The organism is Sulfurovum sp., from assembly GCA_026990595.1.
GTDB lineage: Bacteria > Campylobacterota > Campylobacteria > Campylobacterales > Sulfurovaceae > Sulfurovum.
In genome coordinates this window covers 1-17,212 of sequence record JALXCZ010000035.1, presented here as the reverse complement: position 1 = coordinate 17,212, position 17,212 = coordinate 1, and the positions used below count along the sequence as shown (strand labels likewise).

The window sequence follows — 17,212 nt, the reverse complement described above, 5'->3', positions numbered from 1 at the left end:
CTGTTTTTATTTAAAGTAGTTGAATTTTGGAAAGAAGAAATGAAAAACATCGCACAGGAAGAAAGTACGATGTTTTCAGATATAACCCATCAAAAAAGACTTATTGTCTCAAGCACATCAAAATAGGTTGGAAAAGTCTTAGCCGTACACTCAGGTTCATTAATAGTTACAGAGACCGGATCAAGAGCCAAAAGTGAGAAGCACATTGCCATTCTGTGGTCATCGTAGGTATCTATCGCAGCATGTTTGATCTGTTTTGGCGGAGTAATACTCAGATAATCCTCTCCCTCTTCCACTGTCGCTCCTGCTTTTCGAAGTTCTGTTGCCATCGCATAAAGTCTGTCTGTCTCTTTGACACGCCAGTTGTAGATGTTACGCAAAGTAGTCGTACCTTTGGCAAACAGTGCTGTAGTAGCTATGGTCATTGCCGCATCGGGTATATGATTGAAATCCATATCGATCCCGTGAAGCGTACCTTTTGTCACAGCAATAAAATCATCTCCCCATTCTACCTTGGCACCCATCTTTTCCAGTACCTCCGCAAAGACTGCATCACCCTGTATGCTTTTTTTACCGATACCTGTGACTTTAACCGTTCCACCTTTTATTGCTGCAGCAGCAAGGAAGTAAGAGGCTGAAGAGGCATCTCCCTCTACCAAGAATGAATCGACCGCTCTGTAATACTGTCCGCCTTTAATGTGAAACTGCCTATAGTTGTCATGGCTCACCTCAACTCCAAAGGTTTTCATCATATCAAGCGTAATATCAATATAGGGTTTGGAGACAAGATCCCCCAGTATGGTAATATGCATATCTTCCTTTGCCAAAGGTGCAGCCATAAGCAGTGCTGTGAGGAACTGACTGGAGATGGCACCGTCTATCTCTACATTTCCGCCTTTTAATCCATCAGCTTCTATCATAATGGGAGGGTACCCTTCTGTCTCTTTGTAAGTGATCTTTGCCCCTGCCTGTCTCAATGCATCTACCAAATGCCCAATAGGTCTCTCTTTCATACGGGGTTCACCCGTAAGCAGGTAGGAGCCTTTACCCAAACAGAGTGCTGCACAAAGCGGACGCATGGCAGTTCCTGCATTTCCCAAAAAGAGCTTCTGGGGTTCTTCACAAAAGATAGCTCCTCCGTTACCTCTAATGGTACATACTGTTTTATCATCTGATAGCGAATATTGTATACCCAGTTGCTTCAATGCGCTCAGCATATGCCGGGTATCATCACTTTCTAAAAGGTTTGTGATCTTCGTTGTGCCTTTTGCCAGACTGGCAAGAAGCAAAGCTCTGTTTGAAAGACTCTTTGACCCGGGAAGATTGATAGTGCCTTCTACTTTTTTAATGGGCTTCAACGTCAATTGATTCATCGGTATTCTACTTAACTATCTCTTGGATTTTATCAATAACATTCTGTACGATCCAGTCCGGTGTGGAAGCACCCGCCGAGATACCGCAAAGCGTTTTATCTTCAAACCATGAAGATTCAAGTTCATTCTCATTCTCTATCAAGTAACTATCATCACAGTAACTTTTACAGATAGAGTGCAACTGTTTCGTGTTGGAAGAGTGTTTTCCCCCTATGACGATCATAACATCTGCATCTTTCGCCAGTTCTGCTGCTGCATCCTGGTTTTCAAAGGTTGCATTACAGATGGTATTGAATACCCTGACTTCTTTATGTTTTAAAATAAGGGCATTTACTATTTTTAAAAAATCTTCAGGTTTTCTTGTAGTCTGTGCAACCAGTGCCACTTTAGAAAGTATCGGCAAACCTTCCAGCGCTTCTTCATCTTCTACAATGAAGGCGTTTCTCAGATCTTTTGCATAACTGACAACTCCTTTGATCTCAGGGTGATTCTTGTCACCGAAGATCACGATACTGTAGCCCTCTTCACTCATCTTGGAGACAATATTCTGGGGAGTGGTCACATAGGGGCAGGTCGCATCAATAATCTTGTTATCCTGTGCTTTAAGCTGAGAGAGTTCATTCTTTGGAATACCATGTGTACGTATTACAACTGCATCATCAGTATTGACATCATCAATACTTCTTGCAATACCTATCCCGAACCCCTCCTGTAGACGATTGATCTCATCTTTATTATGAATAAGAGGGCCGTAGGTTACTGACCCTTGATGTTCTTCTGCTATCTTAATGGCTCTTTTGACACCGAAACAAAATCCGTAACTTGATGCTAACTGTATCTTCATCTTATCTCAATTCTGCACGGCACTCTTTTTCAAGTGCTCCCATGATCTGGCTCATGACCGCTTCTATGTCACTGTCTTCCAATGTTTTTTCCATAGACTGTATGAAGAAACGTACCGTGAGAGACTTTCTATCTCCCAGTTTCTCATCTTCATAAATATCTACAGGATAACTGTCTTTTAACATAGACAGATCAAGAGAATTCAGTACTTCAGCCACTTCATAATAGCTTATGGATTTATCTATTACGACAGATAGATCTTTATATACCCCTTGAAATTTAGAGATAGGTTCTGCATTGATATGATTAGGAAGCAATGCATCAAAATCCAACTCTGCCACGAATGTCTCCGGAATACCGTATGCTTCCTGTACTGTAGGATGCAGTTTTGTCATAAATCCACATACTTTTCCATCTATAATGATATCAGCAGACTGGTAAGGATGGATCAAACCATTCTTTTGCGTACAAGGTACCAGTTCGAAGCTGCCTATGACTGCCCCTACTTTTTGGGTAAATGCAGCAAAATCTATTGTTTTCGGTTTCCCTGCATTGCTTACATTTTCTGTACTTACCTGTCCTGAGAAGACCAAAGAAAGTACTTCTGACTGTTCTCTTTTCCTGCCAAATACAGCACCGATCTCAAAAAGAGGAATGGACTTTTGGGTATAACTCACATTACGTTTTACTGCATTAAGCAGGTTTACCAAAATTGTACTTCTAAGTGTATTGAGCTCTTCGGCAATAGGATTGGCAAGATCAAGTGCTTCTTCTACTACAGGAAAACCATACTTTTCCAGATCGGCTCTTTGTGAGAATACATAAGAGACATTCTCATAGAATCCTGCACCTACAGCACGCCCCTTAAATGATTTTTTTGCTTTGTATCTGTCTGTTGTATCATTAAGACGATTTTTTTCTACAAATGTCAGAGGTTTAGCTTCAATATTGTTGATCCCGATAATACGGACAATCTCTTCAGCAATATCCTGAATATGTTTAATATCATGTCTAAACAAAGGTACTATGGCTGCAATGGCATCATCACCCATAGAACTGATCTCAAATCCAAGTTTCTGCAAGATCGTGGCGATCCTGCCAAGCTCTACATCCATACCGATAATAGAAGATATCTCACGTGCCGAGACGCCTACAGTCTCATGCTCTCTGTCCACATCAACATTCAGTGACCCTTCATAACAGTTAATGTCACTGTAGCTGTCAAGCAGTGAAGCCAAAAATGTAAGACCGAACGGCAGATCAGGGTTGCTTCCTCTTGATGTTTTATAGTAAAGTTCATCTGTTTTAAGCTTCGTTGATGCAACCGCTTCAACCAAAAGATCAGGATTGATATAGCTTGCTTCAATAAGAATAGTTCCAGTCTTGTCTGTAGCGATCGCTTCTTCTTTCTGATTCACCCCGACAACACTCAATGTTTCATGGTTGCGTATCTCAATGATACCTTCAGAGACAGCAGTAGGTTTTACAACAACCTTGCCTTCATCATTACGAAACATACTGCTGTCATAGGCACGCAGTATCACTCCTGTTGTATGGGTAGCATATGCCAACATGGAAGCCAGTTTGCCTTCAGTTTCCACACCAACCATTGCCAAACGCAACTGAATGAGAAAATTATTTTCATATGCACTGACTGTTGCCAGTTTATAGTACAGATCAGCAGCAATATCACCTTTGGTATGAAGTTCTGCCTCTCTGGCAATACCAAGCTTCATTTTTTCCGCCTGTTTATATTCAAACGGCTTCATTTCCAGGTCAAGTGCAGCGCTCAGATCTCTTGCCACACCATACACAGAAAGACAGTCTCCTCTGTTGGCTGTCAATTCAAGCTCTATGATCGTATCAGCCACTTTTTCATAAGAGCCGAATTCACGCCCAACCTCCAGTTCACCGATACTCTCATCCAGTATCATGATCCCCTTGCCTGTATCGGGTAGTCCAAGCTCAGAAGAGGCACAGACCATTCCCTCAGACTCTACACCGCGAAGTTTAGCATGTTTGATTTCAAAATTACCCGGAAGTACAGCACCAATAGTTGCCACTGCCACATACTCTGCATCTACCACATTGGCAGCGCCACAAACGATCTGCCGCGTACCCGTACCTACATCGATCTGACAGACATTCAGTTTGTCTGCATCCGGATGCTTCTCACAAGAGACTATTTTCCCCACAAGCACTTTTTCAGCAATTTTGATCTCATTGATACTGTCAACTTCCAACCCTATAGCATTGAATGTTTCATAGAGTTTCTCATTTGAGATACCACTTAGATCTATAAATTCATTTAACCAACTTCTTGTGACTATCATCTAAACTGCTCCAACAATCTTATATCTCCCTCAAACAGACTTCTTAAGTCCGGTATCTTATGCATCAGCATTGCAAAACGCTCCACACCCAGACCAAAGGCATAGCCACTTACATCTTCATAGCCAACTGACTTAAAGACATTAGGATCAACGATCCCGCATCCAAGTACTTCCAGCCAGCCTGTATGGGAGCAGACACGACATCCTTTTCCCTCACAGAAGATACAGCTGATATCTACCTCCGCCGAAGGCTCGGTGAATGGAAAAAAACTCGGTCTGAAACGTACTTCTACCTCACCGAACATATACTGTAGGAAATCCGTCAAAATGGACTTAAGATTCGCAAAACTTACTCTGCCTTTTTCATCAACCACAAGTCCCTCTACCTGATGAAACATCGGTGTATGGGTAAGATCATAGTCTCGTCTGAAAACCGTACCCGGAGCAATCATACGAATAGGAGGTTTTCTCTCAAGCATCGTACGTATTTGTACAGGAGAGGTATGTGTACGCAGCAATCCGCCGTCTTTAAAGTAAAAAGTGTCCTGCATATCACGTGCCGGGTGATATTTGGGAAGGTTCAATGCTTCAAAGTTATGAAAATCATCTTCGACCATCGGACCACTCTCTACTGCAAAATTCAGTGCCACAAAATAGTCAATGATCTTATCCATTGTCTCCATGACAGGATGCAGTGCACCCTTGTGTGCAATTGTCCCATAGAGTGACACATCGATCGCCTCTGCTTTAAGTAAACGCTCTATCTCTTCAGCTTTCAACACTTCATAATGTGCGTCAAAACTTGCCTGTAAAGCAGCTTTGTTTTTATTAAGTCCCTCTGCAAATGCCTTTTTCTCGGGGCCGGGGACATCTTTCATCTTCGCGAACTGAGCCGATAAAATACCCTTTTTACCGAAAAGTTCTACACGCACTTTTTCCAGTGTCTCAAGCGAATCTGCCTGAATGATCTTCTCTTCTAATTCTTTCATAAAACCTCTATATCTAGCATGATAATAATCGTGATTTTATCTAAAATTTTATAATAAGGGGATTTATTGTTCCTCTTCTGTGTTATAATTAAATATATCAAAGAAATTTAAAGGAAATTTTTATGTGTATATTTTGTAAGATCGTAAACGGAGAGATCCCTAACAATACGGTGCACGAGAGTGACCATTTTCTGGCATTTCATGACCTCTATCCCAAAGCACCTGTTCATGTGCTTATCATCCCAAAAAACCATGTAGACTGTTTTCAGGATGTCAGCCCTGAAACTATGGCAGGACTCACAGAGTTTACTCAGGAAGTAGCAACGAAATTAGGTATTGACAAAACTGGATACAGACTTGTTACCAATAATGGTAAGGACGGAGGGCAAGAAGTAGATCATCTTCATTTCCACATGCTTGGCGGAGGAAAACTGGTATGGGATCACCATCATGAGGATCCGCATAAGAGTTTGTAGGGCTTCATATTTCTGGTGTTGTAAGGGTACAACACCCTACAGAAATTGAAATATATTTATTTTTTAAACTTGTCATAAAAACGTAAGGGTGTTGTCCCCTGACAACAACAAAACTTTAAAATACAACTATAAATTTAGCTCTATTCGTCAATCTCCTGCAATTTCAACTCATACTTCGCCACTATCTCTTCATCTATCTCAGAAGCAATCTCCAACTTCTCAAACAAAGCATCAATCTCCTGCTGTACAAGCCCGACTTCTTTGGAAAGCTCCATAATGGCATCATTGTCACCTGAGTTTGAAGCCTTATCCAAAGCCTCATTTTTTACAGCCATTTCCTCTTCCAAAACTTCTATCTTCTCTTCACACGTTTTAATTTCTGACGTATAGGGTTTTCTCAGTTCATTTCTCTCTTTTGTCACAGCCTTACGAAGTTTTTTTCGTTCTTTATAGTCAATTTTCGGCTTTTTCTTTTTAGGTTTGCTTCCCTCTTCCTCTTCCCAGCCTATTTTTTCAAGGAACTCATCGTATGTCCCGTCAAAATACTCAGCCCCTCCCTTATGAAAAATGATCAGTGCATCCGCCAGACGTCTTAAAAGCATCTCCGAGTGCGTGACCATGATGAGTGAACCTTCAAATTCATCGATGGCATCAGCCAATGCATCAATGGATTGCATATCAAGGTGGTTGGTCGGCTCATCAAGGAAAAGCAGGTTCGCAGGGGTTGCAATAATCTTCCCAAGCATCACACGACTTCTCTCTCCACCGGAGAGTACCTCTATTTTCTTATCTCCAAGCTCTCCGCTGAACATCATACGCCCTGCAATATTGCGCGCCTGAGGGATGCCTATCTCTTTACTCATAGAAACAATCTCATCTACGATCGTATTTTTTACATTTAATCTCTCAATATTCGTCTGTCCAAAGTGTGCAAATACAGTTGAAGGATGATACTCAAGCTTACCCTGCTGATGTTCCAGCTCTTTGGCAATATAGTTAAGCAAAGTCGATTTACCCTTACCGTTCTTTCCAATGATAGCAAGCCTCTTGCCCTTCTCCATCGCAAAAGTGACACCTTGAAAAAGCGGTTCATCCGGGTTATAGCCAAAACCCAGTTCCTCTGCACGAAAAAGGATCTTTGCAGGGGTATCCTTATAGTTAAAATGAAAAGAGAGGTTCGTATCGGTTGCTAAATCCTCCATCTCACCCATCTTATCCAACTCTTTTTGTTTGGACTGTGCAAGTGCTGCAGTAGAAGCTCTTGCTTTATTTCGTGCTACAAATTCTTCTAACTCTTTACGTTTCTTATCCTGATTGGCTTTGGTCTTTTCGTAGGTTTCATCTTCCATCTCAAGGGTAGCGTAGTATTTATGTGAGTCACCCTGCACCAAACGAAGCCCTTTTCTCTGCACGCCCATCGTATGTGTGGTTACAGAATCCATAAAATCACGGTCATGCGTAATGAGTATCACTTCACCGTCAAACTCTTTAATGAAGCTTCTAAGCCATCGCAAAGAAAGAATGTCCAGGTAGTTGGTAGGCTCATCAAGCAAGAGCATATTAGGCTCTGTTGCCAAAAGTTTTACGAGGTTAATACGTATTTGATACCCACCAGAAAAACTCAAAGGATCTTTGTCTAAATCTGCCTCTGTAAACCCTAGTCCAAAAAGAAGTTTTTCTATTTTGTAAAAGTTCCACTGCTCATCTTCAGGTAGTACCAGTGCACACTCTTCTCTTACTGTTTTTTCTGTAAAAACAAGGTGCTGTTTAAGTGTCCCTATACGGTAGTTCTTAGGGATACTGATATCGCCACTGTCATGACTTTCTTCATCCAGTATCATTTTAAACAGGGTTGATTTCCCAGATCCGTTACGCCCGACAAAGCCTATCTTCTGCTGTGCCTGCATTTTAAAGTTTACATCGTTAAAGAGTGTTTGTCCACCGAAGCTTTTGGAGAGGTTGGTAAGTTGTATCATAGTTGCTATTCCGTCATATATATTTTGACGCGATTATAGCGAAAGGTTATGTGTATATCTTCTTAAATAGCATAATCGCCAAAAGAGTCGCAGAGATAGTCAGTACCACATTGAGAAATATATTGAGTGCCACTTTGGAGTAATCCCCATCTTGAAGCATATTCACATTTTCCAGAGAGAAAGTTGAAAAAGTTGTCAATGCCCCCAAAAAACCGGTCATTACAAAAGCTTTATATTCCGGTTCCACCATCTGTGCAAAGAACATGGCTGCAAATCCAATAATAAAACTGCCAAGAACATTGACGCTCAAAGTACCCACAGGGAAAAGTGTACCTGAAGCATTTTGTACAAAACTTGCTATCACAAAGCGTGAGATCGCACCAAAAAATCCACCCATTCCAATAATCAATAAAAGTGTTACATTCATGGTCTGTTACTTGTGTTTATAGGTAATGACTTCAGTGTCACTCATGGTCGTCAGACCCTCTTCTATCATAAAGTCTATCTCTTCAAGAAAACCGATGATCTTGTCTTCATCATCAATGATCTCTATGACTACCGGCAGAATCTGCGAAATGGTCAACACACTAAAGCTTCTTATCTGGCTATGCACACCCATGCCTGCAACACCTTTAAAAACAGTAGCACCGGAGAGACCATAAGCCTTGGCTTTAAACAATATCTCTTCCCAGAGCGCTTTACCTTCAAATTTATCCTGATTATCTATATAGATTCTAGCGATCTTTTTTTTACCGATATAACGTTTCAAAATCATCCCTTCACATACATTCATGTTATTATAGCATGTCTTGAAAAATAGCTTACTTATGCCATATATTCCATGCCATTTGTCTTGAAAGTATGTAAATTCGGGAAGATCATGTTCAATTCATCTGTAGTTGCACCGAACCATTTTACTATCGTCGAAAGATAACTCTCCATGGAGGTGGTCGGTACCAGTCTGTCGTACCAGGCATCGGGGGAATCCATTTCTATACTTGGCATACTGCCGTAGATCTCACCTCCCTTAACGGCGCCACCCATCACAAAGGCGTGCGAGCCCCAGCCGTGGTCGGTACCGGCACCATTGGGACTGAGCGAACGACCAAAGTCTGAGATGGTAAAAGTAGTCACGCTCTCAGCGATCCCCATCTCTTCAAGCGCAGCCTGGAAAGTCCCCAGACACTCACTCAGATACCCTACCTGATGCGCATTGTCACTGTCGTGGGTATCCCAGCCGTGCTGATTGACAAAAAAGATCTGCCGTTTTATAGAGCCCGGGAAGTTATTTTTGACAGAAAGTATCTTGGCAACCAGCTCAAGCTGTGAACCGAGCGGCTTGCCTACTTCATGGACACCGGTACTGAATGGTTCAAATTCCCTTACCCCGTCAAAAAGCCCTTCCAGTTTATCTGGACGATCCAGCTCTGCTACTCTTTTTTTAGAAAATTCTGCCATCATTTTATGGCTGTTTGCACGCTTTTCTTCATATATCTTCTGATAGACTTCACCCAGATCACTGCCACCGGATTCGGGTCCAAACCCATAGCGTTTCATCGTATCCGGAGAGATACTGGCATCACTGAAATGTATCGCCTCTTCTCTGCCTCCGGAAAGAAGCAGTGTATTGACATCTGCTGCATTGACATTGCAGTAGGCAGATGCTGTATCTCCTGCGGCATAGAACTGGTCTGCTGTACGCCCGGCCCATCCACTATTGCTGCTGCCAGCGGCATCTCCAAGCATCCACTGATCCCGTTGGGTATTGTGTGCAAAAAGTTCAAAAGGCACCGGCTTTGCTCCACTTCTGACCTCCTCCGCCGTAACGGGTTCTACAAGCGTGCCGACATTGGCAACAAGCGCAAGCTTTTTCTCGAGGTAAAGCTTCTGCATCGCCCCCATGTTCTCACGCATTCCGTAAGCATCGGTGATCTTCAGCAGACTCACCTGCGGTAACGCGATATTTTTTCGCACTGCTTTATATTTGGCATAGGCATCATCCTCTACTGGTGCGATCATATTGCACACATCAGCGCCACCCTCGAGCAGCACACAGACGATCGCCTTGTACTCATTCCCGATATTTGCAGCTTCCAGCTTTTCTATAGAACCAAGCATTGCCATCAGAGGAGAGATACCGGCAACTCCTGCCAAAGTCTGTTTAAGAAAATCTCTTCTGTTTCCGTTCGTTTTCATTCTCTTCTCCTTATTGCTGCAATGCATAGTCAGGTGAAGTCATCACCAGACCAATCGTATAGCGTACGAGCTTTTCATCATCAAGCGTTGCATGCTCCTGCATATACTTTTTGATGGCTTTCCTCGTATCGGCACTGAGATCTCCGGCAGTTAGTACTAAATCGAGCCGATCAAGTAGCGCATCGTATTTTTTCTCATGCACAAGCGCTTTCTCTGTGTCAAGCTGCAACTCTGCTGTGATGTTGTAGAGTCGATACACAAAGCCATTTTTGGTAATCAGCCCCATCAGCACATCATCAATACCCTCCTTACCGTAGAGCTCCAGTTCTGGTGCTGCAAGTCCCTGTTTTTTAAGAACAGAAGGTGCATCATCAGGGCTAAAATAGTTAAAGACCGTCAGCGCCTCCAGCGGCCCCTCCTGTTTCATCATCCCAGTACCGTTAAAGTTAAATGATTGGTATCGGTACAGTTTGGTGTCTCCCTGCTGAAGCGTGTGTTCACCATTTTTTGCATGAAAGGCTCTGAAAAGGTGAGAGACATACAGCAGCGGCTCTCTGAATTTACCGAAAGTGTCCGGATCATGTTTGCCGCGCAGTGCCTCATCATCCAAAAGGATCGCTTTGACCACTGCTTTAAGATCTCCTCTGACACCTTTGCCGTTATCGGCAAAGACCTTGGAAACTCTTTCCATATATTCAGGTGACGGATTACTTGTCACCAATCGTTGAATCAGTTGTTTTGAAATGAATGGTGCCACATTGGGATGCATAAAAAGTATATGCAGTGCTGCATTAATATCTGTTTTGGTATCACCACCCGCTGCGATCACTTTTTGTCCATGCAGTATCTTTTTCTCTGAGCTATCATGCTCTGATTCAAAGGCTGCCATCGGTGCCGTTCTGGCATGAAAACTGTTAAAATATGCTTCAGCTTCAAACTGTCCGTTGTCATCACTCAGTCCGGTAAAAACCTTCGCCATCTGGCGTATATCGGCTTGAGTATAGGTAGGGATCGGCTTGCCCTTTTTTGTTTTTTTGCTTCCATCCATATTTAGCTCATACAGACCGATTGTAAAGAGTTGCATTACCTCTCTGGCATAGTTCTCATCCGGATGAGAACCTACTTTCGGATCACCTTTTGCATTGCCGAGGTAACTCAGATACCTTCCCATCGCCGGATGGTAGGTCACATCCTGAAGCAATGTCTCGAAGTTGCCAAAAGCATCCTTGACCAGCACATCATAGTACGATATCCTTGCATCGGGGAAGGTCAGCAGCGGACCATTTCTGGAAATGACCAGTATCTCACTCAGAGCAAACGCCACCCGTTGCCTAAGCTGATCTTCCCCGTTGACTGCAATGTCCCACCAGGCATCCCGCTGCAGTACACCTAAGCCATCACTGTATTTTTTCCAATCCTCTCTACTGCTATTAAGATCGGCAATACCATTGACCCCCTTGGCATGGCTGTGTGCCCATGCCACATGATAGCTGGGTGTTTTGGCGAACTGTGCATCAAGCCATGTATCATAATCCCCTGCTTTGACCAGACTCGCTATCTCCTCTTCAGTGGCTCCAAACGTCGCCCGAGACAAAAAAGAAGAGGCTTCCTGCTGTGATGTTACTTTATGCGAAACCGATACGGTTGTATTGGTATCATTCCCGGGATCTCCCCCTGCTACAGGTTGGGTTTCTGTTTGCGTATTCCCGGTACTGGAACCTCCACATCCGAACATAAAAAGAGAAAGTCCTAAGAGTACTCCATGCAAGATGATCTTTTTTAACATGCCTATCCTTTCAATAAATACGATAGTAATATATCTTCATTACTCCAATATTAATATTACATTACTTTTCCCGCCAACCATGGTACATCAATATTCAGCTACAAATATGGCAGATACATTAAAAACTATACATCCTGATGCACAGGCACTATTAAAACAGGCAATGTCGATCGCCGTACTATCTCTTCACTCACACTTCCCAACAGTACTTCTCGTAAAAGACCTTTTCCGTGAGAGCCGATTATCAGCATATCTACTGCCCACTTTTCTGCCTTTTTGAAAACAGTATCAACGGTAACCCCCTGTATGATCCGTGACTGGCAGCGTATTCCCTGCGCTTTTATCTGTGCTTCATACGCTTCCAGATCACACATATCTTCATGATAATGCTTGGCGATTGCTTCTCTTATGGGCGGGGTATCGACATCATAACCTACAAAATCAGGTTCCGGTTCTGCCACATGCAGTAACCACACCCGATCTTTCTCTTTATTCACACATTTTATAAGCGTATCAATGATCTTTTGTGTTGGTTCTGTCAAATCTACTGCTACCAGATAATGCATATTTACTCCTCTATATAAATTGGTTTCACTTTCTTTGATGCTGTGCCTTTTAGACATTTACATTTTCAAGTATATCAAATTTTTCTATCACTACTCAATCTTCCAAACGCTATAATAAACCATTTAAGACAATAAGGCAACCCATGGGCATCGAAATCGAACGTAAATTTCTTATAGACACAGACAAGCTACCACCGCTGACCAATAGCTACACCATCAAACAAGGCTACATCCAAACGGTAGACCACACCACCGTCAGAGTACGCATACGCGATCAAGATGCCTTTCTTACCATCAAAGGTAAAAGTGTGGGTGCAAGCAGGCTAGAGTTTGAGTACCCCATCCCACTGCAAGATGCCAACGACATGCTAGAAGCACTTTGTCAAAGCTCTGTCATAGAGAAGATGCGTTATTTGGTAGAGTATGAGGGACATACATGGGAAGTTGATGTTTTTGAGGGGAGTAACAAAGGGTTGGTTGTGGCAGAAGTAGAGCTAGACAGTGAAGAAGAAGCCTTCACTTTGCCTAGCTGGGTAACCAAAGAGGTCACCGATGATGTTAGATATTTTAATTCAAATCTTGTGGAGCATCCGTATTCTAATTGGTAACCCTATCATATTCAAAGGTACATTTACCAACGCACCTTTGATACGCACAAAAAAACATTCAATAACTAAATAAAATGTTGCTTTCGTTCCCATGCTCTGTGTGAGAATGAATATGAGAAGTTATTTCCAGAGAAAAGTTTATTTAGTGATTTAAGGAAGTATCCATTACCACGTATAACGTAGTAACGAGAGGAAATTAAAATTCTATTTAAAGTTTAAATCGATATATACTTTTTGTCCTAAAAAGTGGCGTGTACTAATTATTAATTGTTTTATCTTGTTCTGCTAAAAATAAAATATTCGTTGCTGTTAAATGTAGCATATAACTTGCCATTTCAGATGTGATATTATTTTGCTTTACGCCTTGTCCATGCCCAGAATTTTTATTTCTAATTGTTGGTACACCACTACTAAATAAAGATTGTAATGATGTAAATTGTGCTTGCATATAATCTGGAATAAGTTTATTATCAAAACAAATCTTGATTAATTTATTAGCTGTATCATTGTTATGGTATACCCATTTATTTTTATCACATATAGTTTTTAAAGTACTTTCAAATGACTTTAGGCATTCATTTAAACATTCATGATACCTACTATTTCTATAATGTTCATGAGCTTTTAAAAATTCTTCGTTAGCACCAGAATATATTTTATTATGTAAAATTACTAAAACAGGCTTTACTATTTCAGAATGAATAACTTGAGAATCGATTCTAATTAATTTATTTGATTCAAATTGATATCCTGTACCATGTTCTTTAAATCTTTCATTTAATTCATTAATTGCATCATCTGGTTTTTGCACAATACTAGCAGTATTATATTGATAATTATCTTCTCTAACAATTGTATTGATTACTCTAAAGCTTAATTCAATAATATCAAGAGCTTTTTCATAATCATCTACTGAAAGAAAAAAATTATAAATTGCATCTACGTCAGAATTAGCATGCTGATCTAAAGAAAACATACCATATTCTTTACATAAGGTCTTATGTATGAACCTAAAAGCCTTAGAAGATTGATTTGAATAATACTGATCCTTTCCTAAAGTATCACGAATTATATGAACTATTTGAACACGAAATGTATCATTAATATCGTCATATTGATATACATCATGTATCTCTCCACTAAGTCTTTTTTTGCGTTTAGAAAATAGATCAAATATCCCCATTTGTTTTCCTTTAAATTATTTAATTCAATTCTCCCATCCACAACTTCAAACTCTCCACCTGCTCCAAAGTCCTAACCGTAGCTGTACCACCCTCAGACATCCTAGCATTCATAGAAGCAAAATCAAACATTCAAATACTCCTCAAAAACTTCTCTAACAAACCCTTCAAAATCCCCAAGATGCTTCTCAACTATAGCCACCACTATCTCAATATTAAGATTTTGGTAATCATGCACAGCAATATTACGAAACCCAACCATTCCTTGCATCTGTTTACAAATATTTTCACTAATAATACCTGCATCCAAAAGCATACTAAATAACTCACGGCTAGTATTTGGTAGTCCTAGATTTTTAGTTTTTACTATGTGTGTTGCAATGTCAATACTCGCTTGTGAAGCACGTTCTAAGTTGAGTATCACAGAATCCTGTTTAGTATAATTCTCTTCAAAACTCTCTTCAAAACCTACATACTCTTCACGTATGCGCTTCAAGCACTTTTCAATACTCTGAATTTTATTAAGAACGACATCAGGCATGGGCATTTCCAAAAACAGATTTATTTTTCAAAATTTCATCCACTATAGGCTGACGCTCCTCCTGAAAACGAAGATAAAAACTATACGCCAAAGTCTCAAAACTCTCTACCTCATATCCTGTTCCATAAATACGTTCAGCAGTAGAGAGAATCTGGTATCTAAAAATAGTATTGGTAGTAGAGAGTTCTATCAAATCAACATCAAGAGAAAGTAACGAAGCCAATTTTTGAGAAATATCCCAACGTTCCAAAGAGCTAAGAGGCTTTTGACTCAAATAAGCAATGTCCACATCACTCTTTTTCGTAGCAGAACCATTATTCTGACTACCAAACAGATAGAGTGCTTGGAGTTTAGGTATCTCTTGTTTTAGAGTATCAATAATCAGTTGCTTATCTAATTTTTTCAATATCACCTAAACTCCTTTCCATATTTGTTTTTTCAAACACTGATTATCTAGTTCTTTCCAAAAAATTTCATGCTCAATATAATCTGCATTCTCTTCAGCTTTATCTATACGATTTGAAATTTCATCCATAGTAGATACCTCAAAACTATAAAGATTAGTCGGTAAATCCAACGCATCCATAGATCTATAAAATTTACTCTGTTCAGTATTTGTTAAATCGTATTCAAACTTCATAAATTATTATACCTACTTTTGCTCTTTAAGCCAACCCTTCAAACTCTCCACCTGCTCCAGAGTCCTAACCGTAGCAGTACCACCCTCAGACTGACGGGCATTCATAGAAGCTCGGTTGTCGAGCAGTGCCACCACACCCTCACCGATGCGTGCATCGATGCTCTGCAGGTCTACCAAGCTAAGCTCTGAGATGTCTAAGCCTTTCTCTTCTGCCAGGTTGACGACATTGCCTGTGATGTGGTAGGCATCACGGAAAGGTAAGCCCTGTTCTTTTACGAGGTAGTCTGCCAAGTCTGTCGCACTCAGGTGTCCTACCATACAGGCACGTTCCATCGCCTCTTTGTTTACAGTCATGTCTGCTATCATCTCTTCCAGTACTTGCAGGCTGAGTGTTGCTGTGCGTACAGAGTCAAAGACACCCTCTTTGTCCTCTTGCATGTCTTTGTTGTAGGCAAGTGGTAAGCCTTTCATCACAGTAAGCAGTGCCACTAGGTTACCGTTCACTCGTCCAGTTTTTCCACGTAGAAGCTCTGGAATGTCAGGGTTTTTCTTTTGTGGCATGATGGAACTGCCTGTAGCATGTCTGTCACTAAGCGTCACCCATTTAAACTCAGCAGCAGACCACAAGATGAGCTCTTCACTCAAACGGCTCATATGCATCATCATCGTACTGATGTTAAAGAGTATCTCCAAAGCAAAGTCACGGTCACTCACCGTGTCCAGACAGTTGAGTGTCGGTGCATTAAACCCTAGCTTGTCAGAGGTTATCTGACGGTTGATAGGGTGTGGCGTACCAGCCAATGCTGCACAACCTATAGGAGAGTAGTTATTACGCTCATAAGAGCTCATAAAACGCTCATAGTCACGTTTAAACATACTTGCATATGCGAGCATATGGTAACCGAAGTTAATAGGCTGTGCATGCTGTAAGTGTGTCATACCAGGAAGCATTGTATCAGCATTCTCTTCTGCTACTTTTACCAAAGTCTCTATGTTTTCTAAAAGTAGCTCTGCTATGGCTTTGGTGTTGTTCTGTACGTAGAGTCTAAAGTCAAGTGCTACTTGGTCATTACGACTTCTGGCTGTGTGCAGACGTTTCCCTGCATCACCTACTTTTTCAGTCAGTCTACCCTCTATCGCCATATGGATGTCTTCATCATCACCATCAAGCATAAAGGCACCAGACTCCACTTCACCCAGTATCTCATAAAGACCAGACTCTATCTGCTCATAATCCTCTTTACTTATGATACCCTGCTCACAAAGCATATACGCATGTGCACGTGACCCTTCAATATCCTCGCGGTAAAGCACCTTATCAAAAGGCAATGAGTTGTTGAGATCCTGAAGCAGTTGAGAACTCTTCTGTGAAATTCTAGCAGACGCTATTTTTTTAGCCATAGTTATATTCCTAGATAGTAATTGATTGTTGGTATTTTATCGTAAAGTAAATATGAGAAGGTTTTTGATGATTTTTTGGAATGCTCATGAATACAATGATTATGACTGATTAAGTGATGATAAAGAGTAAAAAAACGAAGAGCCTTAAAAGGAAGTTATATCTAGGGGAGATAAGAAAGAAAGGCTCTTCTGTAAAAGATAACCGGATCAAGAGAGAAAAAACAAGGAAGTTTACAAATTTGGACAAGGAGTAAAACAAATTCTCTTGAAAGGGAGATGGTCACCTTTTCTAATAACATTATA

At 41.1% G+C, this 17,212-nt stretch carries 17 protein-coding genes; 2 read left to right on the top strand and 15 right to left on the bottom strand.

Annotation, left to right across the window (positions count from 1 at the left end):
* Positions 1-89: 89 nt before the first annotated feature.
* From aroA to pheS, 4 genes are read right to left on the bottom strand one after another with little or no spacing between them, the layout of a single operon-like run.
* Complete coding sequence (gene aroA, locus MVE01_RS07165; RefSeq protein ID WP_472561496.1) at positions 90-1,373, bottom strand: 3-phosphoshikimate 1-carboxyvinyltransferase; 1,284 nt, start codon at positions 1,371-1,373, stop codon at positions 90-92.
* Positions 1,374-1,380: 7 nt separating this feature from the next.
* Positions 1,381-2,217 carry a 4-hydroxy-3-methylbut-2-enyl diphosphate reductase gene (locus MVE01_RS07160; RefSeq protein WP_472561495.1) on the bottom strand — a complete coding sequence of 279 codons (837 nt, stop codon included), beginning with the start codon at positions 2,215-2,217 and terminating at the stop codon, positions 1,381-1,383.
* Position 2,218: 1 nt separating this feature from the next.
* Positions 2,219-4,549 carry a phenylalanine--tRNA ligase subunit beta gene (pheT, locus tag MVE01_RS07155; protein ID WP_472561494.1) on the bottom strand — a complete coding sequence of 777 codons (2,331 nt, stop codon included), beginning with the start codon at positions 4,547-4,549 and terminating at the stop codon, positions 2,219-2,221.
* Complete coding sequence (pheS, locus tag MVE01_RS07150; protein WP_472561493.1) at positions 4,546-5,538, bottom strand: phenylalanine--tRNA ligase subunit alpha; 993 nt, start codon at positions 5,536-5,538, stop codon at positions 4,546-4,548. Before pheS ends, pheT begins: the two co-directional genes overlap by 4 nt.
* Positions 5,539-5,660: 122 nt before the next feature.
* On the opposite strand from pheS, the gene MVE01_RS07145 reads away from it, so the two are divergent.
* Positions 5,661-6,014 (top strand): histidine triad nucleotide-binding protein, encoded by a 354-nt coding sequence (locus MVE01_RS07145; protein ID WP_472561492.1) that lies wholly within the window; start codon positions 5,661-5,663, stop codon positions 6,012-6,014.
* A gap of 140 nt (positions 6,015-6,154) precedes the next feature.
* On the opposite strand, the gene MVE01_RS07140 is transcribed toward MVE01_RS07145, so the two are convergent.
* The 6 genes from MVE01_RS07140 to MVE01_RS07115 all read right to left on the bottom strand — a co-directional run bounded on the left by MVE01_RS07140 (position 6,155) and on the right by MVE01_RS07115 (position 12,538).
* Positions 6,155-7,990, bottom strand: a complete 1,836-nt coding sequence (locus MVE01_RS07140; RefSeq protein WP_472561491.1) for an ABC-F family ATP-binding cassette domain-containing protein — start codon at positions 7,988-7,990, stop codon at positions 6,155-6,157.
* Between the two features lie 46 nt (positions 7,991-8,036).
* Complete coding sequence (crcB, locus tag MVE01_RS07135) at positions 8,037-8,417, bottom strand: fluoride efflux transporter CrcB (protein ID WP_472561490.1); 381 nt, start codon at positions 8,415-8,417, stop codon at positions 8,037-8,039.
* A gap of 6 nt (positions 8,418-8,423) precedes the next feature.
* Entirely contained in the window at positions 8,424-8,759 is a 336-nt protein-coding gene (locus MVE01_RS07130) for a DUF190 domain-containing protein (RefSeq protein ID WP_472561489.1), read from the bottom strand.
* Between the two features lie 56 nt (positions 8,760-8,815).
* Complete coding sequence (locus tag MVE01_RS07125) at positions 8,816-10,186, bottom strand: DUF1501 domain-containing protein (RefSeq protein WP_472561488.1); 1,371 nt, start codon at positions 10,184-10,186, stop codon at positions 8,816-8,818.
* 10 nt (positions 10,187-10,196) lie between these two features.
* Entirely contained in the window at positions 10,197-11,972 is a 1,776-nt protein-coding gene (locus MVE01_RS07120) for a DUF1800 domain-containing protein (RefSeq protein ID WP_472561487.1), read from the bottom strand.
* 125 nt (positions 11,973-12,097) lie between these two features.
* Positions 12,098-12,538, bottom strand: coding sequence for a universal stress protein (locus tag MVE01_RS07115; protein ID WP_472561486.1), 441 nt, complete (start codon positions 12,536-12,538; stop codon positions 12,098-12,100).
* A 143-nt stretch (positions 12,539-12,681) separates the two neighbouring features.
* Between MVE01_RS07115 and MVE01_RS07110 the strand changes: the two genes are divergently transcribed.
* Positions 12,682-13,146, top strand: a complete 465-nt coding sequence (locus tag MVE01_RS07110; RefSeq protein WP_472561485.1) for a CYTH domain-containing protein — start codon at positions 12,682-12,684, stop codon at positions 13,144-13,146.
* Between the two features lie 256 nt (positions 13,147-13,402).
* Here the strand turns inward: MVE01_RS07110 and MVE01_RS07105 are convergent, their stop codons facing one another.
* The 5 genes from MVE01_RS07105 to argH all read right to left on the bottom strand — a co-directional run bounded on the left by MVE01_RS07105 (position 13,403) and on the right by argH (position 16,909).
* The gene (locus MVE01_RS07105; RefSeq protein ID WP_472561484.1) at positions 13,403-14,329 is read right to left on the bottom strand and encodes an STM4504/CBY_0614 family protein; all 927 of its coding nucleotides are present in this window, start codon (positions 14,327-14,329) and stop codon (positions 13,403-13,405) included.
* A gap of 122 nt (positions 14,330-14,451) precedes the next feature.
* On the bottom strand, positions 14,452-14,868 hold the full coding sequence (gene hepT / locus MVE01_RS07100) for a type VII toxin-antitoxin system HepT family RNase toxin (protein WP_472561483.1): 417 nt from the start codon (positions 14,866-14,868) through the stop codon (positions 14,452-14,454).
* Positions 14,861-15,274 carry a type VII toxin-antitoxin system MntA family adenylyltransferase antitoxin gene (gene mntA / locus MVE01_RS07095; RefSeq protein WP_472561482.1) on the bottom strand — a complete coding sequence of 138 codons (414 nt, stop codon included), beginning with the start codon at positions 15,272-15,274 and terminating at the stop codon, positions 14,861-14,863. Before mntA ends, hepT begins: the two co-directional genes overlap by 8 nt.
* A gap of 6 nt (positions 15,275-15,280) precedes the next feature.
* Positions 15,281-15,508, bottom strand: a complete 228-nt coding sequence (locus MVE01_RS07090) for a hypothetical protein (RefSeq protein WP_472561481.1) — start codon at positions 15,506-15,508, stop codon at positions 15,281-15,283.
* 12 nt (positions 15,509-15,520) lie between these two features.
* Positions 15,521-16,909, bottom strand: a complete 1,389-nt coding sequence (gene argH, locus MVE01_RS07085) for an argininosuccinate lyase (RefSeq protein WP_472561480.1) — start codon at positions 16,907-16,909, stop codon at positions 15,521-15,523.
* Positions 16,910-17,212 lie beyond the last annotated feature (303 nt).